This window comes from Saccharothrix australiensis (assembly GCF_003634935.1).
In the GTDB taxonomy this organism is placed as follows: domain Bacteria; phylum Actinomycetota; class Actinomycetes; order Mycobacteriales; family Pseudonocardiaceae; genus Actinosynnema; species Actinosynnema australiense.
Map to the genome: position 1 here is coordinate 133371 of NZ_RBXO01000001.1, position 26382 is coordinate 159752.

Consider the following 26382-nt stretch of genomic DNA (forward strand, 5'->3'; position numbering starts at 1 on the left):
GAGGCCGGTCGGCTTGTGCCGACCTCGCCTCGTGGCCCTGGTCCGGCGGCCGGACCGGGCGCCGTGGTCCGGTCCGGCGGCCGGGGTGGGCCTGGTGGCCTGGCCCGGCGGCCATGTGGTCGGTCAGGGCTGGTCGGGCGGCGGCTGGTCGGATTCCGGGGTTGCCGGTGCCTCGGCGGTCGCCGGGGGCTCCGGGGTCGCCGGGTCCGGGGTTGCCGCCGGCTCGTGGTCGGTCACCCCCACCAGGGCCGGACGCACCACCCGCTCGCCGAACCGGTAGCCCCGGCGCAGCACCGCGGTCACGGTCGGACCGCTCACGTCCGGGGACGTGCTGTGCTGCACCGCCTCGTGCACGGAGGGGTCGAAAGCCTCGCCCTCGTGCCCGAAGGGCTCCAGCCCGGTGCCGCGCAGGGCGCTGACGAGCTTGTCCGCCACCGCCTTGAACGCACCGGTCAGGTCGCCGTGCGCGCCGGCCCGCTCCAGGTCGTCGAGCACGCCCAGCAGCTCGGACGCCACCTGCGCCTTCGCGTTGGTGATCACCAGCTCCCGGTCGCGCTCGACGCGCTTGCGGTAGTTGGCGTACTCGGCGGTGAGCCGCTGGAGGTCGGCGGTCCGCTCGTCCAGCTGGGCCTTCAGCTCGGCGGCCGGATCGGCGTCGGCGTGGCCGGCCTCGGGCGCGGCGTGCTTGCCGCCCTCCTCGGCCGAGCCCTCCACCGGCGCGTCCGCGGCGTCCGGCGCTCCCGCCGCGTCGGGGGTGTCCGACGCGGGCGGCGTGCGCACCTCCCCGGTCTCGGGGTCGATCCGACGGCGGTCGTGCACCACCAGGTGGGGCTGCTCTTCCGGCTGCGTCACTTCTTCTCGTCCTCGTCCACGATCTCGGCGTCCACCACGTTGTCGGCCTTCGCGCCGGCGGGGCCGCCCGCGGCGCCGGGCGCACCGGCGTCACCGGTCGGCGCGTCGGCGGCCGGCGCGCCCGTGTTGGCGTACAGGGACTGGCCGATGGCCTGCGACTCGGTCGCCAACTTCTCCACCGCGGACCGGACCTTGGCGATGTCCGTGCCCTTCAGCGCCTCGTTGGTCTCCTCGATCGCGGCCTTGACCTTGTCCTTGACGTCGGCCGGGATCTTGTCGTCGTTCTCCTTGACGACCTTCTCGGTCTGGTAGACGAGCGTCTCGGCCTGGTTGCGGACCTCGGCCTCGTCGCGGCGGCGCTTGTCCTCCTCGGCGTGCGCCTCGGCGTCCTTGATCATCCGGTCGATGTCGTCCTTCGGCAGCGCCGAGCCGCCGGTGATCGTCATCCGCTGTTCCTTGCCCGTGCCCATGTCCTTCGCGGACACGTGCACGATGCCGTTCGCGTCGATGTCGAAGGTGACCTCGATCTGCGGGACGCCGCGCGGCGCGGGCGGCAGGCCGGTCAGCTCGAACATGCCGAGCTTCTTGTTGTCCGCCGCGAAGTCGCGCTCGCCCTGGAACACCTGGATCTGCACGGACGGCTGGTTGTCGTCGGCCGTCGTGAAGATCTCGGACCGCTTGGTCGGGATCGTCGTGTTGCGCTCGATGAGCTTGGTCATCACGCCGCCCTTGGTCTCGATGCCCAGGGACAGCGGGGTGACGTCGAGCAGCAGGACGTCCTTGACCTCGCCCTTCAGCACACCGGCCTGGAGCGCCGCGCCGACCGCGACGACCTCGTCCGGGTTCACGCCCTTGTTCGGCTCGCGACCGCCGGTCAGCTCCTTGACCAGCTCCGCCACCGCGGGCATCCGGGTCGAGCCGCCGACCAGCACGACGTGGTCGATGTCGCCCACGGAGATGCCGGCGTCCTTGATCACGTTGTTGAACGGCGCGCGGGTGCGCTCCAGCAGGTCGCTGGTGATGCGCTGGAACTCCGCGCGGGACAGCGTCTCGTCCAGGAACAGCGGGTTCTTGTCCGCGTCGACCGTGATGTAGGGCAGGTTGATGGTGGCGTTGGACGAGCTGGACAGCTCGATCTTCGCCTTCTCCGCGGCCTCGCGGATCCGCTGGAGGGCCATCTTGTCCTTGGTCAGGTCGATGCCGTTGGACTGCTTGAAGCGCTCCACCAGCCAGTCGACGATGCGCTGGTCCCAGTCGTCGCCACCGAGGTGGTTGTCACCCGAGGTGGCGCGCACCTCGACCACGCCGTCGCCCAGCTCCAGCAGCGAGACGTCGAACGTGCCGCCACCGAGGTCGAAGACCAGGATGGTCTGCTCCTTCTCGCCCTTGTCCAGGCCGTAGGCCAGGGCGGCGGAGGTGGGCTCGTTGACGATGCGCAGCACGTTGAGGCCCGCGATCTGGCCGGCCTCCTTGGTGGCCTGCCGCTGCGCGTCCTCGAAGTAGGCGGGGACGGTGATCACCGCGTCGGTGATCTCCTCGCCCAGGTACGCCTCGGCGTCGCGCTTGAGCTTCATCAGCACGCGCGCGCTGATCTCCTGCGGCGTGTACTTCTTGCCGTCGACCTCGTCGGTCGTCCAGTTCGTGCCGATGTGCCGCTTGACCGACCGGATCGTCCGGTCGACGTTGGTCACCGCCTGGTTCTTGGCGGGCTGACCGACGAGCACCTCGCCGTTCTTGGCGAAGGCGACGATGGACGGGGTCGTCCGCGAACCCTCGGAGTTGGCGATCACCGTCGGCTCGCCACCTTCGAGAACCGCGACGACGGAGTTGGTCGTCCCCAGGTCGATGCCGACCGCTCGCGCCATTTGGATTCCTCCTGGTAGTGCGTTCGTGAGAGCCCCGCGTTGAGCGGCGTGCGCTCAAGTTTGCCAGGAATCCCGGACTTGAGTCCACTGGGCTCAACCTTCCTGCTCGTCCAACGATCGGCGGGCGGGCGGTGTTCCCGGAGGGACGTGATACACGCCACCCGGACCTCGACCGGGACGACGGCACGACGGCCGCCTGCTCCGCGTCGACGCGGGGGCGCACCGGCCGCACGCTGGGCGAACGGCCTCGCGGGTGGGGTTCCCGGCACACCCGACGCGAAGCCTCCCGGCGACCGCGCGGGCCGGGCAGCAGGAAGCCCCGGCCGGTCGACGGGGTGTCGACCGGCCGGGGCCGCCGAGGTGGACGGCGCGGCGCCGTCGTGCACGGCGACGGCTCCGGCGCGCGGCGAAGGCGCGCCGGCGCGCGCGACGGGGGAGCGGCTAGGCGGCGCGCAGCGTCAGGTCGCCGCTGCCGGACCTCAGGTACAGCTCCACCGACGCGCCCGGCTCGTCCTGCACCTCGATCTTCCTGTCACCGCTGCCCGTGTCCGCGTCGACCTTGTACGAGCCGCCCTTCGGCACCCGGACCTCGACGTTGCCCGAACCGGACTCGGCGCGCACCGGCTGCGGCGCGGACATCTCGACCACGACGCTGCCGGAGTTGTTGTCGACCAGCACCGGGCCGTTCATGCGCACCAGCCGGGCGTCACCCGACCCGACCTTGCCGTTGAACTCGCCGCCGATGTCGGAGGCGTGCACCTCGCCGGACCCGTTGTCGACGCGCACCACGCCGGTCACGTCGCGGATGGTCGCGTCACCCGAGCCGAGGTTGATCTCGACGCTGGCGACACCCTCCACCGTCACGTCGCCCGACCCGTTGCCGCCGACGACCTTCACGTCCTTGGAGGGCACGGACACCTCGTAGTCCACCGAGCAGTTGCCGCGGCACCCGTCGAGGACGAGCGTCGCGCCCTCCACCCGGTGCGTGTCACCGCTCGGCTTGTCGGTGTTCTTCGAGTACTGGACGGTCCGCCGGATCTCGATGCCACCCACGCCACCGTCCCGGCTGCGCAACACGACGTTGCCCGCGCCGTTCTGGATGCGCACGGCGGAGACCGGCTCCGTCACCTCGTGCCGGTCGTCGAAGCTCTCCCTCACCAGCCGCACGCAGGAAGACATCGAACCCGCCACCGCCACCACCGCGAGGGCCGCCAACGCGAACCGCTTAACCACCACTGCCCCCCTAGGCATCAAAGTCATCGGCGACAAACCTAAGGTCCGCCCCCTCGCACCGACACCGGGGAAGCCCCCGACCCCGTACTGGGGTTGTCCCTACCCCAGCTTCAGAAGAAGGCGCCGGCCGCCGGGAGGAAAAACAAAGACAGGCGTCGTGCCCCGCGCGAGCAAGGGCGGAGGTCCGTGCGCGCGAGCCGGAAGACCCGCCTTTCACTCAGGCGAGTGATTCCACCACCGCGCGCAGCGCGGGCGCGCAGCGGGCCGGGTCGCCGAGGTAGCGCTCGGACGCGATCACGTGCGTGTCGGTCATCCGTTCCCACACCAGCCCCTGCACGGACACGACGGTGATCACCAGCCGGAAGGGTTTGACGTACCGGCCGAGCCGGCTCTCCACCCCGCGCACGACCTCGCCGATCGGCAGCGCGCCCGGCGAGCGCCCCGCGTGCCGCTGCTCGTACTCCGCCGCCGCCCCGCGCAGCGCGATCACCGCCGCCCGCAGGCTGGGTCGGATCGACAGCGAGGGCCCGGCCGGGTCGATCGGCGAGCCGGAGGGCAGTTCGGTCCGCGCGTGGTCCAGCACGTCGGCCCACCAGCCGAGCCACTCCTCCGCCGCGCCGGCCCGGTCGACGCCCGGTGGCACGAGGACCGGCACCGAGGGGTCGAGGCCGGGCAGCTCCGGCACGGTGTCGACCGACAGCGCCAACGTGTCGCGGAGGAACAGAGCGGTGTTGACCGTCTGATTCGTCCCGTGCGACACCTGCCACGACTCGCGCCCCGCGAACCTCATGCGCCCAGTGTCCCGCGTGAAGGTCATCGGGAAGGCATCAGAAGGGACACGACCGGCTCCATCTGTTCGGCCGTTGGGGGGAAATCCGCGATGAGGCCCTGGATCAGCAGCCCGTCGAGCGCCGCCACGAACCCTAGGAACGCCGCCGGCTCCATCGTGCCGAACACGGACGTCAGCAGCGTGATCCACCGCCGCGCGGCGGGCCGCAGCTCGGGTCGCCGCGCCGCCACCAGGTACAGCTCGTACTCCGCCAGGGTCCGCCCCCGGTTGGGCCCGACGGCGTCGGCCAGGAACCCGGCCACCGACGCGGGCGTGGGCTTCACCGCGCCGAACGCGAGCGCCATCTCCCTGGCCGACCACGTCAGGGTCGCGACCAGCAGGTCGTCGAGGGTCGCGTAGTAGTAGGTCGACGACGACACCGGGACGCCCGCCTCCCGCGCCACGGACCGGTGCGACACCCCCGCCACGCCGTCGCGCTCGATGACCCGCAGCGTCGCTTCGAGGATCGCCCGCCGCCGCCGCGCGCCGCGGGCCCGCCTGCCGTCAGCCGGTGGGCGCACCGCTGCCCAGTTCGATCACGACCACCCCGGCCACGACCAGCACGAGGCCGATGATCGTGGTGAGGTTGAGCGGCTCCTTGAACAGCACGACCCCGATGCCGGCGACGGCGGCGATGCCGAAGGCGCACCAGATGGCGTAGGCCACCCCGATGGGCATCCCGAGCTTCAGGACGAACCCGAGTGACGCGAACGCCACGAGGTACCCGACGACCACCGCCACCACCGGCCAGGGCTTGGTGAAGCCCTCGGACAGCTTGAGCGACACGGTCGCCGTGACCTCGCCCACGATCGCCAGCGCGAGCAGCAGGTACACCAAGGCGAGCCTCCGACAAGTTGAACGTTCGTACCACTAGTTTATGTGATCGACCACGCTCGGCTGGTTACCCACCGGTAATCGGGCGTAGGCTGCCCAGCCAGGAGAACGGACGAGAAAGGCCGCCACCACAATGGGAGCCCTCCAGCTCACCCTCGGCGCCATCGGCGTCGCCGTCAGCGTGTACGCCTGGGGTCTGTTCGTGGCCGGCGTGGTCCGGATGGTCCGGATCATCCGCCTGGGCCAGCCCGACGCGACGCGCAACGGGCCGTTCCTGCCCCGGCTGCGCACGCTCCTCGTGGAGTTCGTCGCGCACACCCGGATGGCCAAGTTCCGCAACGTCGCCCCGTGGCACTGGATGGTGATGTGGGGCTTCCTCATCGGCTCCGCGGTGCTGTTCGAGGCGTACGGCGAGGTCTTCGACCCCGCCTTCCACTGGCCGATCATCGGCGCGTGGCCCGCGTGGGGCCTGCTCGTCGAGCTGCTGGGCATCGGCACGGTCGTCGGCGGCGTCGCGCTGGCGATCATCCGCCAGCTCAACCACCCGCGCCGCGCCGACCGGCTGTCCCGGTTCGCGGGCTCGAACTTCGCGTTCGCCTACTTCGTGGAAGCGGTCGTGATCATCGAGGGGCTGGGCATCCTCGGTGTGAAGGCGTTCAAGCTGTCCTCCGGGCTGGAGGACCTGCCGCTGTGGTCGTCCTTCGTGACGCTGCCGCTGAGCCACGTCCTGCCGGCGAACCCCGACTGGGTCTCCGTGATGGCGATCATCAAGCTGCTGTCGGGGATGGTCTGGCTGATCGTGCTCTCGCGGAACCTGACGATGGGCGTCGCGTGGCACCGGTTCAGCGCGTTCTTCAACATCTACTTCAAGCGCGAGGACGACGGCGGCGTCGCCCTGGGCGCGCTCAAGCCCATGATGAGCGGCGGCCGGGTCCTGGACCTGGAGGAGGCCGACCCGGACGAGGACGTGTTCGGCGTCGGCAAGGTGGAGGACTTCTCCTGGAAGGGCTGGCTGGACTTCAGCACCTGCACCGAGTGCGGTCGCTGCCAGTCCCAGTGCCCCGCGTGGAACACCGGCAAGCCGCTGTCGCCCAAGCTGGTCATCACGCAGCTGCGCGACCACGCGTTCGCCAAGGCCCCGTACCTGCTGGCGGGCGGCAGCCGGGACGTGGCGGGCGACGAGGTCGGCCTGACCGAGGACAAGTACGAGGACTACAAGAAGCGCCTGGAGTCCATCGACGTGCTGGCGATGGCCGAGTCCGAGCGCCCGCTGGTCGGCGGCGCGGCCGAGCTGGGCGTCATCGACCCCGAGGTGCTGTGGTCGTGCACGACCTGCGGCGCGTGCGTCGAGCAGTGCCCGGTCGACATCGAGCACGTGGACCACATCGTCGACATGCGCCGCTACCAGGTGCTGATCGAGTCTAACTTCCCGTCCGAGCTGGGCGGCATGTTCAAGAACCTGGAGAACAAGGGCAACCCGTGGGGCCAGAACGCCAAGGACCGCCTCGCGTGGACCGAGGGCCTGGACTTCGACGTGCCGGTGTTCGACGGCGAGCTGGGCGACGCCGAGTACCTGTTCTGGGTCGGCTGCGCGGGCGCGTTCGAGGACCGGGCGAAGAAGACCACGCGGGCGGTCGCGGAGCTGCTGCACACCGCGGGCGTCAAGTACACGGTGCTCGGGCCGGAGGAGACCTGCACGGGTGACCCGGCGCGGCGCGCGGGCAACGAGTTCCTGTTCCAGATGCTGGCGCAGCAGAACGTCGAGGTGCTGAACGCGGTCTTCGACGGCCGCCCGGCGGGCCGGCGCAAGATCGTCGTGACGTGCGCGCACTGCTTCAACACCCTGGCCAACGAGTACCCGCAGGTCGGCGGGCAGTTCGAGGTGGTGCACCACACCCAGCTGCTGAACCGGCTGGTGCGGGAGCGCCGGCTGGTGCCGGTCGCGGAGGCCACGGAGGACGTCACCTACCACGACCCGTGCTACCTGGGCCGCCACAACAAGGTCTACGAGGCGCCGCGCGAGCTGGTCGGCGCGTCCGGCGCGAAGCTGCGCGAGATGCCCCGGCACGGCGACCGGTCCATGTGCTGCGGCGCCGGCGGCGCGCGGATGTGGATGGAGGAGCGCATCGGCAAGCGGATCAACGTCGACCGCGTGGACGAGGCGCTGGGCACGGCCCCGTCGAAGATCGCGACCGGCTGCCCGTTCTGCCGCGTGATGCTCACCGACGGCGTGACGGCCCGCCAGAACGAGGGGCGGGCGGCGGAGCACGTGGAGGTCGTGGACGTGGCGCAGCTGCTGCTCACGGCCGTCCGGCGGGGCGCGGAGCGGCAGGACGTGCCGACCGACGAGACGCCGACCGGGACCCCGCTGCCGGACGAGGACAAGACGCCCTCGCAGGGCTGACCCGCTCGACGGCGAAGGCCCGTCCGTCCCGCGGTGGACGGGCGGGCCTTCGTCGTCGGGCGGCCGCGCGGGAGGGGTCAGTCGCCGTCCCGGAGCCGGTCGTAGACCAGGTCGAGCACCCAGCCGGTGAGGGCCACGATGATCGCGCCGAAGAACGCCGGCCAGAAGCCGGTGACCTCGAACGGCAGGCCGAGCCGCTGGGCGAGCCAGCCGGTGAGCCAGAACAGCAGGCCGTTGACCACCAGGCCGATCAGGCCGAGCGTCACCAGGTAGAAGAGGCAGCCGAAGAACTTCACCAGCGGCTTGACGACGGCGTTCACGAGCCCGAACAGCAGCGCCACGCCGATCAGCGTGCCGATCCTGGCGGGTGTCGAGCCGCCCACCAGGTCGATGCCGGGGATGACCGTGGAGACCCAGACCGCCACCGCGGTCAGCAGCACGTGAACCAGAATGCCCATGCCGCGCAGGCTAGCGCCGGCAGTGCTCCGAACGGGTGAGGCCCGGTGACGTCCGCGTGCCGCCGGGCCGGCCGGCGTCGCGAACGCGCGGACCGCCGCCTCCGGTCCTACCGTCGGTCCATGAGTCCCAAGGGCGGGGAGAGCACCCTCACCGTGCTCCTGGCGCTGGCCGTGAACCTGGCCATCGCGGTGATGAAGGCGATCGCGGGCGCGATCACCGGGTCGGCGGCGATGCTCGCGGAGGCCGCGCACTCGGTGGCGGACACGTTCACGGAGGGCCTGCTGCTCACCGCGCTGCGGCGGTCGACCCGCCCGGCCGACCGCCGCCACCCGTTCGGGTACGGGAAGGACCGCTACTTCTGGTCGCTGCTCGCGGCCGTGTCGATCTTCGTGTCGGGTGCCGTGTTCGCGTTCTACGAGGGCATCCGCACGGTGTTCGGCGAGCCGACCGAGCAGACCAGTCCGGGCGTCGGGTACGCGGTGCTGGCGATCGCGTTCGCGCTGGAGTCGGTGTCGTGGGCGCAGGCCGTGCGGCAGGTGCGGCGGGAGTCGCGCGCCGAGGGGCGGTCGGTGCTCGCCTACCTGCGGGTGTCCGACGACCCGACCGTGAAGACGGTGTTCTTCGAGGACTCGGCGGCGCTGGTGGGGCTGCTGCTCGCGTTCGGCGGGCTGGGCCTGCACCACCTGACGGGGTCGTCCGTGTGGGACGGGGTGGCGTCGCTGCTGATCGGCGTGCTGCTGGCGGTCGCGGCGTACGTGCTCGCCGGCACCAACCGGGGGCTGCTGATCGGCAGGCAGGCGGACCCCAAGCTGGTGCGGGCGGTGTGGGAGCACCTGCGCGGCGTGCCCGAGGTGGAGCAGGTGGTGGACCTGCTCACGATGGCCGTCGGCACCGACCGCGTGCTGCTGTGCGTGCGCCTGGACTTCGACGACGCGCTGTCGGCGGGCGACCTGGAGCGTGCGTGCGTGCGCATCGACGCCGACCTCCGCACCCGGTGGCCGGACCTGGACGAGGTCTTCCTGGAGCCGGTGCCGCGGACCGACCCGGAACTGCGTTCGCGGGTGCTGGCCAGGTACGGCGACCTGCTCTAGCGGCGGGTGTCCGAGCGGTGGAAGTTCAGGTGGGCGCGGGAGGGCGTCGGCCCGCGCTGCCCCTGGTACCGCGAACCGGCCTGCGTCGACCCGTACGGGAACTCGGCGGCGCTGCTGAGCCGGAACAGGCAGAGCTGGCCGATCTTCATGCCGGGCCAGAGCGTGATGGGCAGGTTGGCGACGTTCGACAGCTCCAGCGTGATGTGGCCGGAGAAGCCGGGGTCGATGAAGCCGGCCGTCGAGTGGGTCAGCAGGCCGAGGCGGCCGAGCGAGGACTTGCCCTCCAGCCGGCCGGCGAGGTCGTCGGGGAGGGTGACGAGCTCGAACGTCGAGCCGAGGACGAACTCGCCGGGGTGCAGCACGAAGGGCTCGTCGTCCTGCGTCTCGACCAGGGAGGTCAGGTCGTCCTGCTGGATCGAGGGGTCGATGTGCGTGTACCGGGTGTTGTTGAACACCCGGAAGAACCGGTCGAGGCGGACGTCGATGCTGGACGGCTGCACCATGACGTCGTCGAACGGCTCCAGCACCAGGCGGCCCGAGCCGACCTCTTCGCGCAGATCGCGGTCACTCAACAACACGGGCACAGCCTATGTGTATGATCGGAGCCGCAGGACGCGCGGGTGTAGTTCATTGGTAGAACGACAGCTTCCCAAGCTGTAGAGGCGGGTTCGATTCCCGTCACCCGCTCAGCAGCCGAAGGCCCAGGACGACATGTCCTGGGCCTTCGTCGTAACCGGCTCCGGGTCGGGCCCTCCGCGGTCACCGGTACCTCCGACGTGAGCCTGCTCGGTGATCACAGCACGGGCCGGCGGCACGGGCGCCACAGCTCCGCGTGATCGGCTCCGCTGACAGGCGTTGACATGAAACCAAAAGGTTTCCTATGCTCGTTCCCGTGGAACTGGTCTTCAAGGCGTTGGCCGACCCGACGCGCCGCGAGCTGCTCGACGAGCTGTTCCGGCAGGACGGCCAGTCGCTCAACGCCCTGGCGAGCAGGTTCGCGATGACGAGGGTCGCCGTCGCCAAGCACCTCCGCCTCCTGGAGGAGGCCGGCCTGGTCGTGCCGGACCGCCGGGGCAGGGAGAAGCTCCACTTCCTGAACCCCGTGCCGATCCGCCTCCTCCACGACCGCTGGGTCAGCAAGTACACCGGGACGTGGGCCGCCGGCCTCGTCGACCTGAAACGACATCTGGAGGCAAGCGTGGAGAAGGTGTTCGAGATCTTCATCCGCACCACGCCGCAACGGCTGTGGCAGGCGATCACCGACCCCGGCACGCGGGCGCGGTTCCAGTTCGGCGCCCGCGTCGAGTCGGACTGGACCGCCGGCTCCGCCTACCGGGTCACCCACGACCGGACCGGCGGGTTGGTCGAGGGCGAGAACCTGGAGGTCGACCCGCCCCACCGGCTCGTGCAGACCTACCACGCGATCTGGGACGACGACGTCGCCGCCCAGGGCACCAGCCGCGTGACCTGGGAGATCGAGCCGGTGGGCGACAGCTGCCGGCTCGTCGTCCGGCACGACCGGCTCGCCCCCGACGCCGACGAGCACCTCTACGGCGGCTGGCCGATGGTCCTGTCCGGGCTCAAGACCTGGCTGGAGACCGGCACGGAACTCACCACGCCCGGCTCACTCATGTACGGAGGCGAATCCTCATGACCGCGAACCGCACCACAACCGACGTGACACTGGACCGGGTGTTCACCGCGACGCTGCGCACGAGCCCGAACAAGGGCGGTTGGACCTACGTCGTGATGCCCGGCTCGGCCGAGTTCTTCGGCACCCGCGGCCTGGTGAAGGTCCGGGGCCGGGTCGACGGCGAGCCGTTCCGGGGCTCGTTCATGGCGCTCGGCGACGGCACGCACAAGCTCGCGTTCACCGCCGCCACCCGCGCCCGCATCGGCAAGCAGGCCGGCGACACCGTCACCGTCGCCCTCGACGAGCGGATCGGGCGATGACCGCGCCGGCGGAGGTCGTCACCGGCATCCGGGCCGTCAGCGTGCCCGTCGCCGACCAGGACCGGGCGCTGCGGTTCTACGTCGACCGGCTGGGCTTCACCGTGCTGCGCGACGTGCCGACACCCAACGGCCGGTGGATCGAGCTCGCGCCCGGCGGCGGCGACGTCGTCGTCACGCTGGACCACGTCACCGGGGAGGTCACCCGCGGCCCGGTCGCGATCCGGTTCACCACGGACGACGCGGCGGCCGCGCACGCCGCCCTCACCGACGCCGGCGTCGACACCGACGAAATCCTCACCTGGCCCGGCGTGCCACCGATGTTCGCCTTCCGCGACCCCGACGGCAACGCCTTCTCCCTCACCGAGACCTGACCCCGCCCCCGGGCAGCCGGGTCGACCGGATACCGCCGAACGGCGCAGACTTGCCGCATGCAGACGAACGCCCGCCGGCACGGCCCGATGCACGAACGCGCCCGCCTCCACGGCACGCGCGAGGTCCTCGGCGCGGCGCTGACCGGGGCGCGTTCGGTCTTCCAGGACGACGCCCACCGGCCCCGGTGCCCGTACTGCGCCGAGCGGCTACGGCCCGGTCGCGTGCTGGGCGGCTGGACGCCGGGCCGTCGGCGGCGGCACCACTACTGCCTGCTGTGCGACGGCGGCTGGTCCGTCGTCGACGACCCGGCCGAGCTGGTCGACGCGCTGGCCGCCTACTGGGTCGCCCGCAACCGCCCCGGACGGCCCGCGCTGCACGCCGCCGAGGCCAGGCTGGCGACCCTGCACCTGGAAACCCCTCGGCCGGCGTGAGCACTCACTCGTCGGACGTCCGCCACGCCTCCCGGTACCGGCGTTCCCGCTCGCGGTCGCTCTCCGACGCGTGCTCCCTGCGGTACGCGCTCGCCGCCCCGGCGGGGTAGCCGTACTTCGTCATGCGGTGGTCCGTGCTCTCGATCGCGTAGGACACCGCGAAGTAGACGCCCACCACCAGCCCCAACGACCCGCAGGCCACCGCGAGCGGCCACGGCGAGCCGAGGCCCCAGACCAGCGCCAGCGCGATCACGACGGTCAGCGGCAACACCTGGAGCAGCGCCCGCACCACGAACCAGACCAGCCACGTCGGCTTGGTCGCCTGGTGGAAGACCCACTCGCGGTACCGCATCGGCAGGCGTCCGCCCACGAGGTACCAGCCGCGCAGGAACACCGGCGGCCTGGTCATGACGTGCGGTCCGTCGCCGCGATCACCCTGGTCAGCACGGCGTGCAGGGCCTCCAGCTCGGCGCGCTCCATGCCCAGCCGCTCGACGACCGCGGGCGGGATGGCCAGCGCCTGCTCGCGCAGCGCCGCGCCCTTCTCCGTCAGGCCGACGGCGAGCAGGCGCTCGTCGGACTCGGCCCGCGAGCGGGTGATGTACCCGATCGCCTCCAGCCGCTTGAGCAGCGGCGACAGGGTGGCCGGTTCCTGGGCCAGCAGCCTGCTCAGCTCCTTCACCGACAGCGGCGTGCCGCCCCACAGCGCGAGCATCACCAGGTACTGCGGGTGGGTGAGGCCCATCGGCTCCAGCAGCGGCCGGTAGAGGGCCACCACGTTCCTGGACGCGATGGACAGGGCGAAGCAGACCTGCCGCTCCAGGGCCAGCGGGTCGTCCCCGGCAGTAGTTTGTGCGCTAATCATTAGCGCGCACAGTACTACCTGGTCTCCAGCTCCACTACCTGGACTCCAGCTCCGCCCAACCGCCGCCCGCCGCCAGCACCGCCCGCACCTCCGCGGCGTGCTCGACGACGCCCGCGAGGTCGCCGTGCAGCAGCGCCGCCCGGTCCGCGTCCACCGGCAGGTGGTCGTCCCACCACAGCTCCAGCGGCAGGCTGACCACGAACACCACCGAGTCCACGAGCCGCAGCACGGGCGCGTCGGCCGGGCAGGCCGCCCTGATCTCCCCGCACGCCGCCGCGATACCGCGCAGCCCGGCGACGGCCGACGCGGGCGTGCCGTCCCACGACGCGTCCGGCCACACCCGCCCGCTCAGCGCCAGCCACAACCGCCACCCGGCGGCCGACTCGGTCCCGTCCCGCGGCAGCCACGCACCCATGCACTCCACTGTGGCCCAGGCAGCCGGGCCCACCGAGTGAAACCGCGCACACGCGCACACGGCGGACACCCGTCGCGCGACACCGCACCGGCCGTTCCGCCACGTGCGCGGCCCGCGTCCACGCGCGGGCACCGGAACATCCCCGAAGTTTTTCCGCGAAAGACCGTCATGTCCGGTCCGCTCGCTACTCCTATGACCATGCGAACCGGTGACAACGCGCGCCCGTCGGCCACGGCGGGCGCAGGTCGGCATGTCACGGGGCCGGGAATCGCGCTGGTGGACCCCATACCGCTGTTCCGCGAGGGCTTGTCGGCCGTCGTCCGGCGAACACCGGGGCTGCACTGGCTCGGCTCGACCGGCCACCTGCACACGGCCGTCCGCCTGCACGAACGCCTGCGGCCCGACGTGCTGCTGGTCGACTCGGTGCTCGACCCGCAGGGCCACCTGGCGACCCTGCTGACCGGCAACGACCCGCAACTGGTGGTGATCGCGCTGGTCCGGGAGCCGCACCGGACCGCCAAGTACGTCCGCACCGCCCTGGCCGCCGGCGTGCGCGGCATGGTGCCGCGGGCGGGCGAGATCGGCGAGGTGGTCCAGGCGATCGTGCGCGGCCACCAGGAGCGCATGTACCTGGACCCGACGCTCGCGCCGCTGGCGGCCGGCTTCACGCCCACCGCCGAGGCCGGGTCGCGCCGCGCGCTGTCGCGCCGCGAGTACGAGGTGCTCCAGCTCATCGCGGACGGCCTGGAGAACCAAGCCGTGGCGAACGAGCTGTACGTGTCCGTGGAGACCGTCCGCACGCACGTGAAGAACATCCTGCGCAAGCTCCGCGCGCGGGACCGCACGCACGCCGTCTCGCTCGCCTACCAGGCCGGGCTGCTCAACGGCAACATGCGGTGAGGCGTGCCGCCCCTCCTCCCGGCACCCCCGACCTTGCCGGTGTTACCGACAGGTAATACCCTGGTTGTTACCGGTCAGTAAGGGGCCGGCCCCGACCTTCATGGAGTGAGACGAGATGGGGCACTACAAGAGCAACGTCCGGGACCTCGAGTTCAACCTGTTCGAGGTTTTCAACGTGCAGGACCACCTCGGTGCGGGGCCGTTCGAGCAGTCCGACGAGGACACCGCGCGCGGCGTGCTGGCCGAGCTGAACAACCTGGCCGTCGGCCCGCTGGCGGAGTCCTTCGCCGACGCCGACCGCAACCCGCCGGTGTTCGACCCGAAGACGCACTCCGCCACGCTGCCCGAATCCTTCAAGCGGTCCTACCGCGCCATCTGGGACGGCGAGTGGTACCGCCTGTCGCTGCCCAACGAGCTGGGCGGCTTCGGCATCCCGCCGTCGGTGCAGTGGGCGGCGTCCGAGCTGATCCTGGGCGCGAACCCGGCGATCTACATGTACCTGGCCGGCCCGAACTTCGCGACGGTCGTGCACAAGAACGGCACCGAGCAGCAGAAGCGCTGGGCCGAGATCATGATCGAGCGCGGCTGGGGTGCCACGATGGTGCTCACCGAGCCCGACGCGGGCTCCGACGTGGGCGCGGGCCGCACCAAGGCCGTCCTCCAGGAGGACGGGTCGTGGCACCTCGACGGCGTGAAGCGCTTCATCACCTCGGGCGACCAGGACCTCACCGAGAACATCATGCACCTGGTGCTCGCCCGCCCCGAGGGGCCCGGCATCGAGGCCCGGCCCGGCACCAAGGGCCTGTCGCTGTTCCTGGTGCCGAAGTTCCACTTCGACCCGGAGACCGGCGAGCCGACCGGTGAGCGCAACGGCGCCTTCGTCACCAACGTCGAGCACAAGATGGGCCTCAAGGTCTCGACGACCTGCGAGCTGACCTTCGGCCAGCACGGCGTGCCCGCCAAGGGCTGGCTGCTGGGCGACGTGCACGACGGCATCGCGCAGATGTTCCAGGTCATCGAGTACGCCCGGATGATGGTCGGCACCAAGGCGATCGGCACCCTGTCCACGGGTTACCTCAACGCCCTGGCGTACGCCAAGGAGCGCGTGCAGAGCGCCGACCTGACCCGCATGACGGACAAGACCGCGCCGCGCGTGACCATCACCCACCACCCGGACGTGCGCCGTTCGCTGATGCTCCAGAAGGCGTACGCCGAGGGCCTGCGCGCGGTGTACCTCTACACGGCGACGTTCCAGGACCGGATCGCGCTCGGCGGCCCCGACAAGGAACTCGCCGAGAAGGTCAACGACCTGCTGCTGCCCGTCGTGAAGGGCGTGGGCTCCGAGCGGGCGTACGAGCAGCTCGCGCAGTCGCTCCAGACGCTGGGCGGCTCCGGCTTCCTCCAGGAGTACCCGATCGAGCAGTACATCCGGGACTCCAAGATCGACTCGCTGTACGAGGGCACCACCGCCATCCAGTCCCTGGACTTCTTCTTCCGCAAGATCATCCGGGACAAGGGGCAGGCGCTCGGCTTCCTCAACGGCGAGATCCAGAAGTTCCTCGACAACGAGAGCGGCAACGGCCGGCTCAAGGAGGAGCGCGCCCTGCTCAAGCAGGGGCTGGAGGACCTCCAGGGCATGCTCGGCGCGATGGTCGGCTTCCTGACCGCCTCGCAGGAGGACGTGCGCAACCTGTACAAGGTCGGCCAGAACACCGTCCGGCTGCTGATGACGGCGGGCGACGTGCTCGTCGGCTGGCTGCTGCTGCGGCAGGCCGAGGTGGCGCTGGCCAAGCTCGACGGCCAGGTGTCGGCGCGCGACAAGGCGTTCTACGAGGGCAAGGTCGCGGTCGCGTCGTTCTTCGCGAAGTCGGTCCTGCCCGAGCTGACGGCCCGTCGCAAGATCGCCGAGAACACCGACAACTCGCTGATGGACGTGGACGAGTCCGCGTTCTGAGCCGGGTCCTGATGCCGGCGGTGCGCGTCACCGCCGGCATCAGTCCTTGTGGGCACGCGCAGCCGCGAAGCAGTAGCCGCCGAAGCCCAGGAAACCCAGGGCGATCACGGCGAGCAGGAAGACGCCGTAGGGCTGGGCGGCGAGGGTGTGCAGCGCCTTGTCGAGGCCGCCGGACTCCCGCGGGTCGGCGTTGACCGCCGCGAACCCGACCAGGACGCCGATCAGGGCGTACGAGATGCCCTTGCCGACCCACCCGATGCGGCCGAGCCGCTCCACCCACGTCCGGGTCGCGACGGGCAGCTCGGACATGTCGAGGTCGTCCTCGAACGACTTCTTGACGCCCTTGCGCGCCACCGCCACCCCGAGCCCGATGACGAGCAGCGCCACCGCGCCGACCAGCACCTGGCCGAACGGCAGCGCGAGCACGCGGGCCGTCCACGTCTGGGACTGCTCGGTGGAACCGGACTGGCCGGCACCGGTCGCGTAGTTGACCGCGGCGACGCCGATGGCGACCGCCGTGATGGCGCGGCCGGCCGCGCCGAGCCGCCGGACCACCCGCTTGCGCCCCGGCGGGACCCACTGGTAGCCGGAAGCCGCCAGGGCCACCTGCCAGAGCGCGAAGGCGAACAGGCCGACGGCCACCACCCACAGCAGGACCGGGCCGAGCCCGGTCTCGGCGAGGGTCGCGACCGCGCCCTTCTGGTCGGCGCGTTCACCGCGGTCGCCGAGCACCACCTGGGCGGTGAGCACGGCGAGCAGCACGTGGACGAGCCCGTAGCACACCATCCCACCGCGGCCGAGCACCTGCACGGCCGGGTGACGTCGTACCGAGTGAACGCTCACGGACGGGTGAATACCCCGGTCCGCGGCGCGCCAACCGCGCCCGTCAGCCCGCGGGCGGGGCCTCGCAGACGATCTTCGGCGACGGGTCGTAGCGGACCGTGCGGGACTCCGAGCGGGTCTGGCCCGTGCGGCGGTCCTTGATGGTCCGGGTGTCGGTCACCGTGAAGCCCTCGGCGCCCGCGCTGGCCACGCAGGGCTGGGTGGTCTTCTTGACCTCGTTCGGCGGGGTCTGGTTGGTCTTGGCGCTGGTGGAGCCGGTGACGTCGTAGTTCTTCGTGCCCCAGAGGACGATCCGGATCGTGCTCGGCGTCCAGATGGTCTGGATCGCCACGCCCGTCTCGTCGGGGTTCGTGAACTTGATGTCGATGAGGCTGTTGCCCGCGGCGTCCATGAACACCGTCGCCTCGCGACCCGCCGGGTAGCGCGAGATCCAGTAGCTGTGCTCCTTGTGGCCGGCGTCCTTCATGCCCGCGTTGTACGCCGCGTTGTACAGCGTCGTCGCGAACTGCGAGATGCCGCCGCCCACCGCGCGGCCGGGCGCGCCGTTCTCGATGATGCCCGCCTCGACGTAGCCCTGCGCCACGCCGCGCGGACCGGTGTGGCCGTTGAGGGAGAACGTCTCGCCGGGCTTGACGATCGCGCCGTTCACCTCCTCCGCGACCACGCGGATGTTCACCCCGGAGTCGGCGGCGAAGTTGCTCGTCTCGAACTCGCCGATGACCTCCTTGATGCCCATCTTGTTCGCCTGCTCGGTGGTGACCTTGGCGGGCGTGTGCTTGTACTCCGCCTTGATCTCCCGCTTGTCGGCGCTCTTGAGCACGTCCATGAACGGGGTCAGGGACTTCTCCCAGTCGATGCCGAGCCCGTCGACGGACTCCTTGACCGTCGGCCGGCCGCCCTCGAACACGATCTGGGCGTCCTTGCCCTCCTTCTCGGTCTCCTTCAGCTGCGGGCCGGCGGCCTCCACGACCTTGTTGTTGTCGACCTTCGCGGTCAGGCCGCCATCGTCGGCGGGCTCGAACACCAGGGTCGCGGCCAGCTGCTCGGGCGTGAGCGTCGCGTCCTTGCCCTGGCCCCGGACGACGACCGGCGCGGCGGTGGCGGGCTTGGCGACCTCGTCGAGCGCCTTCCGCACGCCCTCCTTGGTCGTCTTCACCGGCGTGGTCGCGACCGGCAGCTCGACCGTGCCGCCGTCGGCCCAGTCGGCGAGGAGCTTCTCCGACGCGCCCGCGACGTCCAGCTTCTGGCCCTGCTTCGGGTCGACCGGGACCGGGGTCGCGCCCTCGAACCGGATGGCGCCCTCGGCCGGGTCGTGGTCGATCTTGGCGCGCAACGCCTCCAGGGCCGCGGTGAGCTTGGCGCCGTCGCTGCGCGTGGCGAAGCCCACCTCGCGGGACGTGAAGAACGAGGTGACCCGCGTGATCGGGGACAGCGGCTGGTCGCCCGCCCGGTCCAGCGTGGCGGCCCAGTCCAGCTCCAGGCCCGCGCCCTTCGGGTCGAACTCGGTCGTCACGTCGCCCGCCTGCGCCTTCACCGGCGCGGCCAGGCGCGGTTCGATCGTCTCGCGCAGCTTCTGCTCGGCGTCGGCGTGGCTCATGCCGCCCACCTCGACCCCGGCGACCGTGACGCCGCGCGGCACGTCGCCGCCGGAGACGAGCATGTCCGCGCCGTAGAGCACGACCAGCAGGCCGAGCACGCTCGCCGCGACGACCAGGATCCTGCGGCGGTTGCGGCGGCGGTCGTCGGTCTCCCGCGCGTCGGAGCCCTCGTCCACCATCACCGGGCCGAGCACGGTGGCCTCGGGCGGCGACACCGGGTCGGCGAAGACGGTCGTCCGCTCGGCGGGGGACGGGCCCTGCGAGCGGTCCGGCGCGAAGGCGCGGGTCTGCTCGGCGGGCGGGGCGATCGCGCGGGTCTGCTCGGCCGGGTGCACCCGCGGCTGCCCCGCCGGCGGGGTGTTCAGGCGGGTCTGCTCGGCCGCGTTCACCCGCGGCTGCCCGGCGGGCGGGGTGTTCACGCGCGTCTGCTCCGCGGGCGGGACGATCGCGCGCGGCTGCTCCGCGCCGTTGGGCCGCGGCTGCTCCGGCGCGTTCAGGCGCGTCCGCTCGACGCCGTCGGGGTGGTGCTGCTCGGCGGTCGGGGCGTGCCCGCGGGTCGCCGGGTCCGGCGGGTTCAGCGCGGAACCGATCGCGCGCGTCGCCTCGTCGGGGCCGTGCCTCGGCACGTCGGCGGGCGTGGTGCGCACCGTCGGGGCCGACGCCTGCTCGTCGGGCTCCTCCTGCGGCCAGGCGTCGTCGCCCGGCCACTGGTCCTCCCGCACGGACGACGCCGACAGCTGCGTCGTGCGCTCCGAAGCGGTGCCCGACGGGCGGACGGGCTCGAAGGCCCTCGTCCGCTCAGCGTCGTACTCCGGTCGTTGGTTCTCCGGCACCGCTTCCCCCTCTTGCCTCTCGCAAGTTCCTGGGACTGCTTACCCGACCGCCGTCACGCGTCGATCACTTCCCGGTGCTTCACAGGTAAAGACCGGTCCCGTGGTCCGACCGCTCGGTCGCGGTCGCGTGCACGTCCCGCTCCCTCATCACGAGGTAGGTCGCGCCCTGCACCTCGACCTCGAACTGGTCCTCGGGGTTGAACAGCACCCGGTCGCCCACCTTGACGTGCCGCACGTTCGTACCGACACCCAGGACGTCGCCCCACGCCAGGCGCTTGGCCATCTGCGCGGTCGCCGGGATCACGATGCCGCCGCTGCTGCGGCGCTCACCGTCCTCCGGGGAGATCCGCACCATGACGCGGTCGTGCAGCATCTGGATCTCAAGCTTGACATCGGCCACCGGCCGAGTCTACGTGGCGCTTCAGCGGTCCTCGTCCAGCCCGCCCATCAGCAGGGGCAGCCGGCGCGGCCCGTCCGCGGCGATGCGGACCGGCACGCCCCAGTCCTGGCGGGTCAGCTTGCACACCGGGTGCTCGACGGCCGGGTCGTCGGTGCAGCTCGCGGCCTGCGCGACGACGTGCAGGACGCCCTCGGCGTACCCGTCCGCGATGCGGATCGCGCGGCGGAGGTCCGTGCCGGCGCCCGCGCCCTCGGCGAGCAGGCCGGGCGGGGAGCTGGTGACCTCCAGGCGGGTCGACGGGCCGTAGCGGTCGTCCAGCTTGGTGCCGGCGGGCGGCGTGAACACGACGGTCAGCTCCAGGTCGCCCGGTGCGAGGACGGTCGGCGGGCGGCGCACCCGGTGCGCCTCGCCGAGGACCTTGGTGCCGGGCGCCACGGGGCGTTCGAGGCGGTGCGCGGCGGAGGCGACGACCACCAGCTCACCGTCCACGAACAGGACGTCGGACGGCTCGCGGACGTCCGTGGCGAGGGTGGACACCTCGTCCGTCGCCGGGTCGTAGCGGCGGATCGCGCCGTTGTACGTGTCCGCGACCGCGACCGCGCCGTCGGGCAGGACGGCGACGCCCAGCGGGTGCTGGAGCAGCGCCTGGTCGGCCGGCCCGTCGCGGTGGCCGAAGTCGAACAGCCCCTTGCCGACGGCGGTGCGCACCTCGCCGTGCTCCAGGTAGCGCAGGGCGGAGGTCTCGGAGTCGACCAGCCAGAGCCGGTCGCCGTCGGCGGCCAGCCCCGAGGTCTGGGCGAAGAACGCCTCCTCGCGCGGTCCGTCGCCGAGGCCCTCGACGGTGGTGCCGGCGAGGCGCTCCAGGCGGCGCTCGACGGGCTTGAACAGGCCGAGGGTGTGGTTGCCCGCCAAGGCGATCGCGACGCCGCCCGCGGGTTCCCACCAGGCGACGTCCCAGGGGCTGGTGAGGTGGATCGCGTCGGCCGGCCCGTCGGTGTCGCCGTCGCGCCACTGCTCGCCCGTGCCGGCGACCGTGGTGACCTCGCCGGTGTCCAGGTCGAGGCCGCGCAGCAGGTGGTTGACCGTGTCGGCGACGACCACGTGGTAGCCGACCTCGGCGGCGACGTCGGGCGGCAGCAGCGCCAGGCCGGCGGGCTCGGAGAACGTCGGCTCGACACCGTCCCGCCGCCCCCGCTCGCCCGTGCCGATGCGGCGGAGGACGGTCTCGCCGTCGAGGTCGAGTTCGACCAGGCTGTGGTGGGCGGAGTCGCTGACCAGCAGCGTGTTCCGCGGGGTGACGACGGCCTTGGCGGGGAAGCGCAGCTCGGTGTCGGCGGGCGCGGGCGGGACGTACGGCCCGTCGCCGCGGTGGAGCGTGCCCTTGGCCTCGTGCTCCGCCACGAGTTCGGTGACGATCTGGCGGAGGGCGTCGACGTGGCCCTCGCCGGCGGCGACGTGCACGACGTAGCCCTCGGGGTCGACCAGGGCCAGCGTGGGCCACGCCTTGACGGCGTAGTTCTGCCACGTGGTCAGCTCGGGGTCGTCCAGGACGGGGTGGTGCACCTCGTAGCGCTCGACGGCGGCCCGGAGCGCGTCCGGGTCGGCTTCGTGCGCGAACTTCGGCGAGTGGACGCCGATCGTGACGAGGACGTCCTCGAACTCGGTCTCAAGGGGGCGCAGCTCGTCCAGCACGTGCAGGCAGTTGATGCAGCAGAAGGTCCAGAAGTCGAGCAGGACGACCTTGCCGCGCAGGTCTTCGAGCTTGAGCGGTCCGGCGGTGTTGAGCCAGCCGCGGCCGACGAGTTCGGGGGCGCGGACACGGGCACGGCGGCGTTGAGCGGTCGTCACGTCCAGGCTCAACGCCGTGCCCGCGGCCCGGTATTTCGACGTCCAGGATGTGGACGACCACGCCACCGCCACCTGTCACCCGAAGGGGTACCGACGACCGTTCGGGCCGGCGCTCCTGGGTGATCGGCAGGCACGCGACCGCCGGGCGGATGACCCTGCTTTCGTTTTGTTCGTTTCGAGCTACGATCAGTCCATGACGACCATCGTGGAGGAACGGACGGTACTGCCACCCGCGCAACCGGAGAGCCTGTCGCCGTGGGTCGCGGCGCTGTCCCGGCCGGGTGGGGGCGCCGCGGTGCTCGTCGGCCCTGATGGGAGCCGGTTGGACCTGCCGGTCGAGGTGTTCGAGGTGCTGCGCGACGTCGTGACGGCCATGTCCCAGGGCTTGGCGATCACGGTCGCGCCCCAGCACACCGTGCTCACCACGAGCGAGGCCGCACATCTGCTCGGAGTTTCCCGACCGACGCTGGTGCGCCTGCTCGAAGCGGGGGAGATCCCCTACGACAAGCCCAACCGCCACCGCCGGGTCAGGCTCGCGGACCTGCTCGCCCATCAGGAGCGCACGCGCCGGGCCCGTTCCGCCGGTCTGGACCAAATGGTGCGGGACGGCGAAGAGGGTGGACTCTACGACCTCCCGCTCGACGCACCGGTCGAGCGGCTGCCGGTCGACGACAGGTGAGCATTGTTCCCAGCGTTTTTCGACACGTGCGTGCTGTTCAAGCCGTACCTGCGGGACACGGTCCTGAGCATCGCCGAAACCGGCCTCTACCGACCGCTGTGGTCGACGTCCGTCCTGGAGGAACTCGAGCGCAACCTGCGCAGGCGGGGAGTGGACGAGCACCGGATCAGCCGCCTCCGAGGGCAGCTGAGGAGCGTGTTCCCGGAGGCGGAGGTCACCGGTTACACCGACCTGGTCGACCAGTTGGACCTCGCCCCGCGAACCGTGCACCGGGCGTTGCGGACGCAGGTCTCGCGTTACCGGCGCTCGCCCCGGTCGGTCGCGGAACTGCTCGACGTCCTGGCGAACGACGGCCACGCCTGCAAGGGGTTCGCGGACGCCTGCCGGCGGGACATCACGTGGAGGAGCAGCGCGAGGCCCGTGCGCGGTCACCACTCGTCGTGACCCGCTGCTCGACGCGCGCCGGCTGCCGCGAATCGTTCACCGCCGCCGCCACCCGACCGGTCAGCGGACGGTCCGGGGGCCGAGGACCGTCGCGCCCAACGCGGTCACCCGCCGGCGGAGTTCGCGGTCGGCGGTGATCACCGCACAGTTGCGGTCCAGACCTTCCGCGCGCACCACGGCGACGATCGCGTCGTCACCCGACGCAGTGGCGGAGACCACACGGACGCCGGGCACGGACTGCACGTGGCGGGCTTTGCCTTCGACCACCAGGACGACCTCCACCGGACCCTCGGCGAAGCCCGGCAGACCCTGCGCACCCACCTCTACCAGGGAATTCCGCAGTCTGATCGCCGCGCCTTCGCGGTCGCGCCACCAGCCGTCGGGCACCGAGCCGATGACATTTGCCGCGTCAACTACCAGGAGCGGGCGGTTCATCGCCTCATGCTCTCAGCAAACCCTCAAAAAACTGTCGTACCCCGATGGCACCATGGGTGGTGTCCATGGGGGACAAGACACATTCAGGGGGATAGTGATGATGAGGCACGCCTGTAGACAGGACGAGGACACCTGGACCGGCTCGGCCACGTCCAAGTAGTAGTCCGGTTCTGAAGCAGTCGGGGGAGACATGGGAAACCCCGCGGTGCTGCCAGGTCGGGGGTCCGACAGCACCGCGGGGTCACCAGGAACATCGAGACACGATCGTGGACTGTTACACCCCCGAAAGGGTGTGACAGATATCACATCTTGACTCGCCACACCGTCGAAGGCCCTGTCGCGCGGGAGGTGCGACAGGGCCTTCGACGTTCTCCCCCTTCGCCGACAGCGCGGGACGACGGGGCGCGTACCCGGTGTCGATCGGGTTGTCGTCCGCGCGCTCAGGGCACCGGCGCACGGTGGTCAGCGCAGGGTGGTCACCTGAGCCTGGGCGATCGCCATCAGCTCGTGCCGCATCGCCGGGGTGGGCGCCATGTCGATCGCACGGGCGACAGCCTTGCGGTTGCGAGCCTCGACACGACGAGCGCGGAGCTTCGCAGTGAAGTTCATCAGGGTTTCATCCCTCTCGAAGGAGTTCCTCGGTGTTGTGCCTCAAGTATGCACCCTCCAGGTGATCAAATCACCCGATTATCCGGTGAGATGGCGCACAGGCCGATGAATCTCCGGTCGACACTGGGAAGACTACCCCGATTCGTCCGGTGGACACCTATGTGAACCGGACGGGCCTGCCGACTCCCCCGACCTGCCGACGGACGGGTCCGGGCACCCCGGTGGACGGCGTCGCGCACAGCCGCGGACGCCGGGCGAGCGGCCGGCGCTCAGTCCTCGCGGCCCAGCAGGAACCGCCCGAAGTGCGGCACGGTGAAGGCGATCTGCCCGCGCTCCGCGCTGAAGACCAGGCCCTTCTTGATGAGGCTGTCCCGAGCGGGCGACAGCGAGGACGGTTTGCGGCCCAGGTGCCCGGCCACCTGCGCGGTCAGCACGCCCGCGTCCTTGCCGTCGGTCAGCTCCGCCATCGCCCGCAGGTACTCGCGCTCGGCCGGCGTCGCCCGCTCGTACCGCGACCCGAAGAACCCCACCGCCAGCTCCGCGTCCGCCTCCGGCGCGGCCACCGCCACGTCCAGCGGGCTGATCGGGTCGGCGGGCGCGGCGTCCCACGCGGCCTTCCCGTACGCCTGGATGAAGTACGGGTAGCCGCCCGAGGCGTCGAACAGCGCGTCCAGCGCCTCCTCCCGGATGCCCGCGCCCTCCCGCTCGACGGGCGCGAGCACGGCCCGGTCGGCGTCCTCGCGGGTCAGCCGGTCGATCCGCACGTACCGGAACAGCCGCTCGGAGTACGACTTCGACGCCGACAGCACGGCGGGCAGGTGCGGCAGCCCCGCGCCGACGACGACCAGCGGCGCGCCCGACTGGGACAGCTCGTGGCACGCCGCGCACAGCGCCGAGACGTCGTCCGGCGGCACGTCCTGCATCTCGTCGACGAGCAGCGCGACCCCGGTTCCGACGTCCTGCGCCAGCTCGGCGACCTCGGTGAACAGCTCCACCAGGTCGATCTCGATGTCGCCGGAGTCGGCGCGCCCGTGCGCGGCGGGCACGTCGATACCCGGCTGCCAGCGGTCGCGCAGCTTCGCGTCGCCGGGGTTGGCCCGCAGCGCGAACGCCTTCAGCACGCCCAGCACCGCCTCCACCCGGTCCGGCGCGCGGTGCCGCACGGCCAGGTCGCGGATCGCCCGGTGCAGCGCGGCCGACAGCGGTCGCCGCAGCCCGGCGTCCGGCCGCGCCTCGACCTTGCCCGCGCCCCAGCCGCGCTTGAGCGCCATCGAGCGCAGCTCGCCGAGCAGGACGGTCTTGCCGACGCCCCGCAGCCCGGTGAGGACGAGGCTGCGCTCGGGCCGCCCGCGCGCCACCCGTTCGAGCACCACGTCGAAGGCGGCCAGCTCCTTGTCCCGCCCCGCCAGCTCGGGCGGTCGCTGGCCCGCGCCGGGGGCGAACGGGTTGCGGACCGGGTCCATCCTCGGACGGTATCCAGCCGTCTACGGCCGATCCAATACTCGGCGCGTGTCGCTGCATATTCGGCTTTCTAGTGAACGAGCTAGAGAGGCTTATCGTTGCGCATGATCCGGCCGCCCGGTTGGCTGGGCGCGTGGCTGAAGTCGTGACCAAGGGCACCGGCAAGGTCGAGCGCACCGCCGACCGCGCCGAGGTGCAGGTGAACTTCGAGACCGTCGGCGCGACCCGGAACGAGGCCGTCGAGCTGCTGAACGAGCGCGTGGCATCGGTCGAGCCGGTCCTGGGCCGCCCGGGGGTGGAGGTGCGGTCGCGCCAGTTGTCCGTGCACGACAACTGGGACGGGCAGCAGCGGGCGGGCAGCCGGGCGTCCCAGCAGTACGTGGTGCGGACCGATGACCTGAGCCAGCTGGACGCGCTGCTGTCCGCTCTCGTCGCGGCCGAGCCGACCTGGCTGAACGGCCCGCAGTGGCAGCTCGCGCGGGACGCTGAGGCGATCCGCGAGGCGCAGCGGGAGGCCGTGGCCGACGCCCGCCGCCGCGCCGAGGGCTACGCGGAGGCGCTCGGCGCGCGCTTGGGCACGCTGCAGCGCCTGTCCGACGGTGACGGCGAGGTGTGGGCCGCCGAGGCCGCGGGCGGGCGCGCGTTGGCGGCCTACGGGGGCGCGGTCGGCGCGCCGCCGCAGATGGACCAGTTCAACCTGGAGGCGCAGCAGATCGTGGTGACGGTGCGCTGCACGGCAACGTGGATCTTGTTGGACTGAGTTGAATTGCCGCTGC

The 26382-nt window shown here is 71.7% G+C and carries 29 protein-coding genes and 1 tRNA gene; 12 read left to right on the forward strand and 18 right to left on the reverse strand.

What is annotated here, in order from left to right:
- Positions 1–123: 123 nt before the first annotated feature.
- The 6 genes from grpE to C8E97_RS00725 all read right to left on the reverse strand — a co-directional run bounded on the left by grpE (position 124) and on the right by C8E97_RS00725 (position 5616).
- Positions 124–852, reverse strand: coding sequence for a nucleotide exchange factor GrpE (grpE, locus tag C8E97_RS00695; protein WP_121000653.1), 729 nt, complete (start codon positions 850–852; stop codon positions 124–126).
- Positions 849–2717 carry a molecular chaperone DnaK gene (gene dnaK, locus C8E97_RS00700; RefSeq protein WP_121000655.1) on the reverse strand — a complete coding sequence of 623 codons (1869 nt, stop codon included), beginning with the start codon at positions 2715–2717 and terminating at the stop codon, positions 849–851. The genes grpE and dnaK overlap by 4 nt, the downstream gene beginning before the upstream one ends.
- 441 nt (positions 2718–3158) lie before the next feature.
- A complete protein-coding gene (locus C8E97_RS00710) occupies positions 3159–3968 on the reverse strand; it encodes a DUF4097 family beta strand repeat-containing protein (RefSeq protein ID WP_170211553.1) in 810 nt (269 codons plus the stop codon).
- 199 nt (positions 3969–4167) lie between these two features.
- A complete protein-coding gene (locus C8E97_RS00715; protein ID WP_121000661.1) occupies positions 4168–4740 on the reverse strand; it encodes a hypothetical protein in 573 nt (190 codons plus the stop codon).
- 23 nt (positions 4741–4763) lie between these two features.
- Positions 4764–5300: a TetR/AcrR family transcriptional regulator gene (locus tag C8E97_RS00720; RefSeq protein ID WP_121000664.1), complete on the reverse strand. Its 537-nt coding sequence runs from the start codon at positions 5298–5300 to the stop codon at positions 4764–4766.
- On the reverse strand, positions 5284–5616 hold the full coding sequence (locus C8E97_RS00725) for a DMT family transporter (protein ID WP_121000666.1): 333 nt from the start codon (positions 5614–5616) through the stop codon (positions 5284–5286). The genes C8E97_RS00720 and C8E97_RS00725 overlap by 17 nt, the downstream gene beginning before the upstream one ends.
- A gap of 130 nt (positions 5617–5746) precedes the next feature.
- Here C8E97_RS00725 and C8E97_RS00730 point away from each other — a divergent pair, with 130 nt between their 5' ends.
- Complete coding sequence (locus tag C8E97_RS00730; RefSeq protein ID WP_121000668.1) at positions 5747–8017, forward strand: (Fe-S)-binding protein; 2271 nt, start codon at positions 5747–5749, stop codon at positions 8015–8017.
- A 77-nt stretch (positions 8018–8094) separates the two neighbouring features.
- Here the strand turns inward: C8E97_RS00730 and C8E97_RS00735 are convergent, their stop codons facing one another.
- The gene (locus tag C8E97_RS00735; RefSeq protein ID WP_121000670.1) at positions 8095–8475 is read right to left on the reverse strand and encodes a phage holin family protein; all 381 of its coding nucleotides are present in this window, start codon (positions 8473–8475) and stop codon (positions 8095–8097) included.
- A gap of 120 nt (positions 8476–8595) precedes the next feature.
- Between C8E97_RS00735 and C8E97_RS00740 the strand changes: the two genes are divergently transcribed.
- Positions 8596–9567 (forward strand): cation diffusion facilitator family transporter, encoded by a 972-nt coding sequence (locus C8E97_RS00740; RefSeq protein ID WP_121000672.1) that lies wholly within the window; start codon positions 8596–8598, stop codon positions 9565–9567.
- Here C8E97_RS00740 and dcd read toward each other — a convergent pair.
- Entirely contained in the window at positions 9564–10145 is a 582-nt protein-coding gene (gene dcd / locus C8E97_RS00745; protein WP_121010492.1) for a dCTP deaminase, read from the reverse strand. The two genes, C8E97_RS00740 and dcd, sit on opposite strands and share 4 nt — an antisense overlap.
- 38 nt (positions 10146–10183) lie before the next feature.
- On the opposite strand from dcd, the gene C8E97_RS00750 reads away from it, so the two are divergent.
- From C8E97_RS00750 to C8E97_RS00770, 5 genes are all read left to right on the forward strand, one after another.
- Positions 10184–10254: transfer RNA gene (locus C8E97_RS00750), tRNA-Gly, on the forward strand.
- A gap of 205 nt (positions 10255–10459) precedes the next feature.
- Entirely contained in the window at positions 10460–11221 is a 762-nt protein-coding gene (locus C8E97_RS36395; protein ID WP_121010495.1) for an ArsR/SmtB family transcription factor, read from the forward strand.
- On the forward strand, positions 11218–11520 hold the full coding sequence (locus C8E97_RS00760; RefSeq protein WP_170211554.1) for a DUF1905 domain-containing protein: 303 nt from the start codon (positions 11218–11220) through the stop codon (positions 11518–11520). The genes C8E97_RS36395 and C8E97_RS00760 overlap by 4 nt, the downstream gene beginning before the upstream one ends.
- Positions 11517–11891 carry a VOC family protein gene (locus tag C8E97_RS00765; protein WP_121000674.1) on the forward strand — a complete coding sequence of 125 codons (375 nt, stop codon included), beginning with the start codon at positions 11517–11519 and terminating at the stop codon, positions 11889–11891. The genes C8E97_RS00760 and C8E97_RS00765 overlap by 4 nt, the downstream gene beginning before the upstream one ends.
- A gap of 57 nt (positions 11892–11948) precedes the next feature.
- A complete protein-coding gene (locus C8E97_RS00770; protein WP_121000676.1) occupies positions 11949–12323 on the forward strand; it encodes an FYVE zinc finger domain-containing protein in 375 nt (124 codons plus the stop codon).
- Between the two features lie 4 nt (positions 12324–12327).
- Here C8E97_RS00770 and C8E97_RS00775 read toward each other — a convergent pair whose 3' ends face one another.
- The 3 genes from C8E97_RS00775 to C8E97_RS00785 are packed head-to-tail and all read right to left on the reverse strand — an operon-like array spanning position 12328 to position 13602.
- Positions 12328–12732, reverse strand: a complete 405-nt coding sequence (locus C8E97_RS00775) for a DUF5313 family protein (RefSeq protein ID WP_121000678.1) — start codon at positions 12730–12732, stop codon at positions 12328–12330.
- A complete protein-coding gene (locus tag C8E97_RS00780) occupies positions 12729–13187 on the reverse strand; it encodes a MarR family winged helix-turn-helix transcriptional regulator (protein ID WP_121000680.1) in 459 nt (152 codons plus the stop codon). Before C8E97_RS00780 ends, C8E97_RS00775 begins: the two co-directional genes overlap by 4 nt.
- Before the next feature lie 34 nt (positions 13188–13221).
- The gene (locus C8E97_RS00785; RefSeq protein WP_121000682.1) at positions 13222–13602 is read right to left on the reverse strand and encodes a hypothetical protein; all 381 of its coding nucleotides are present in this window, start codon (positions 13600–13602) and stop codon (positions 13222–13224) included.
- A 276-nt stretch (positions 13603–13878) separates the two neighbouring features.
- Between C8E97_RS00785 and C8E97_RS00790 the strand changes: the two genes are divergently transcribed.
- Both C8E97_RS00790 and C8E97_RS00795 read left to right on the forward strand, forming a co-directional pair.
- A complete protein-coding gene (locus C8E97_RS00790; RefSeq protein WP_246018585.1) occupies positions 13879–14502 on the forward strand; it encodes a response regulator transcription factor in 624 nt (207 codons plus the stop codon).
- 115 nt (positions 14503–14617) lie between these two features.
- On the forward strand, positions 14618–16456 hold the full coding sequence (locus C8E97_RS00795) for an acyl-CoA dehydrogenase (protein WP_121000686.1): 1839 nt from the start codon (positions 14618–14620) through the stop codon (positions 16454–16456).
- Positions 16457–16495: 39 nt separating this feature from the next.
- Here the strand turns inward: C8E97_RS00795 and C8E97_RS00800 are convergent, their stop codons facing one another.
- From C8E97_RS00800 to C8E97_RS00815, 4 genes are all read right to left on the reverse strand, one after another.
- Complete coding sequence (locus C8E97_RS00800) at positions 16496–17299, reverse strand: DUF1206 domain-containing protein (RefSeq protein WP_121000688.1); 804 nt, start codon at positions 17297–17299, stop codon at positions 16496–16498.
- A gap of 43 nt (positions 17300–17342) precedes the next feature.
- A complete protein-coding gene (locus tag C8E97_RS00805; protein ID WP_170212071.1) occupies positions 17343–19076 on the reverse strand; it encodes a VanW family protein in 1734 nt (577 codons plus the stop codon).
- Positions 19077–19809: 733 nt separating this feature from the next.
- Positions 19810–20103, reverse strand: a complete 294-nt coding sequence (locus C8E97_RS00810) for a GroES family chaperonin (RefSeq protein WP_121010501.1) — start codon at positions 20101–20103, stop codon at positions 19810–19812.
- 48 nt (positions 20104–20151) lie between these two features.
- Complete coding sequence (locus tag C8E97_RS00815; RefSeq protein WP_121010504.1) at positions 20152–21978, reverse strand: NHL domain-containing thioredoxin family protein; 1827 nt, start codon at positions 21976–21978, stop codon at positions 20152–20154.
- Between the two features lie 193 nt (positions 21979–22171).
- Between C8E97_RS00815 and C8E97_RS00820 the strand changes: the two genes are divergently transcribed.
- Together C8E97_RS00820 and C8E97_RS00825 are read left to right on the forward strand one after the other, a co-directional pair.
- Positions 22172–22657, forward strand: a complete 486-nt coding sequence (locus tag C8E97_RS00820) for a helix-turn-helix domain-containing protein (RefSeq protein ID WP_170211555.1) — start codon at positions 22172–22174, stop codon at positions 22655–22657.
- A gap of 3 nt (positions 22658–22660) precedes the next feature.
- On the forward strand, positions 22661–23101 hold the full coding sequence (locus C8E97_RS00825; RefSeq protein ID WP_121000692.1) for a VapC50 family PIN domain-containing toxin: 441 nt from the start codon (positions 22661–22663) through the stop codon (positions 23099–23101).
- A gap of 60 nt (positions 23102–23161) precedes the next feature.
- On the opposite strand, the gene C8E97_RS00830 is transcribed toward C8E97_RS00825, so the two are convergent.
- The 3 genes from C8E97_RS00830 to C8E97_RS00835 all read right to left on the reverse strand — a co-directional run bounded on the left by C8E97_RS00830 (position 23162) and on the right by C8E97_RS00835 (position 25608).
- Positions 23162–23536: a PIN domain-containing protein gene (locus tag C8E97_RS00830; RefSeq protein ID WP_121000694.1), complete on the reverse strand. Its 375-nt coding sequence runs from the start codon at positions 23534–23536 to the stop codon at positions 23162–23164.
- A 462-nt stretch (positions 23537–23998) separates the two neighbouring features.
- A complete protein-coding gene (locus C8E97_RS34210; protein ID WP_170211556.1) occupies positions 23999–24145 on the reverse strand; it encodes a hypothetical protein in 147 nt (48 codons plus the stop codon).
- Between the two features lie 269 nt (positions 24146–24414).
- Entirely contained in the window at positions 24415–25608 is a 1194-nt protein-coding gene (locus C8E97_RS00835) for an ATP-binding protein (RefSeq protein ID WP_121000696.1), read from the reverse strand.
- Between the two features lie 131 nt (positions 25609–25739).
- Here C8E97_RS00835 and C8E97_RS00840 point away from each other — a divergent pair, with 131 nt between their 5' ends.
- A complete protein-coding gene (locus tag C8E97_RS00840) occupies positions 25740–26366 on the forward strand; it encodes an SIMPL domain-containing protein (protein WP_121000698.1) in 627 nt (208 codons plus the stop codon).
- Positions 26367–26382 lie beyond the last annotated feature (16 nt).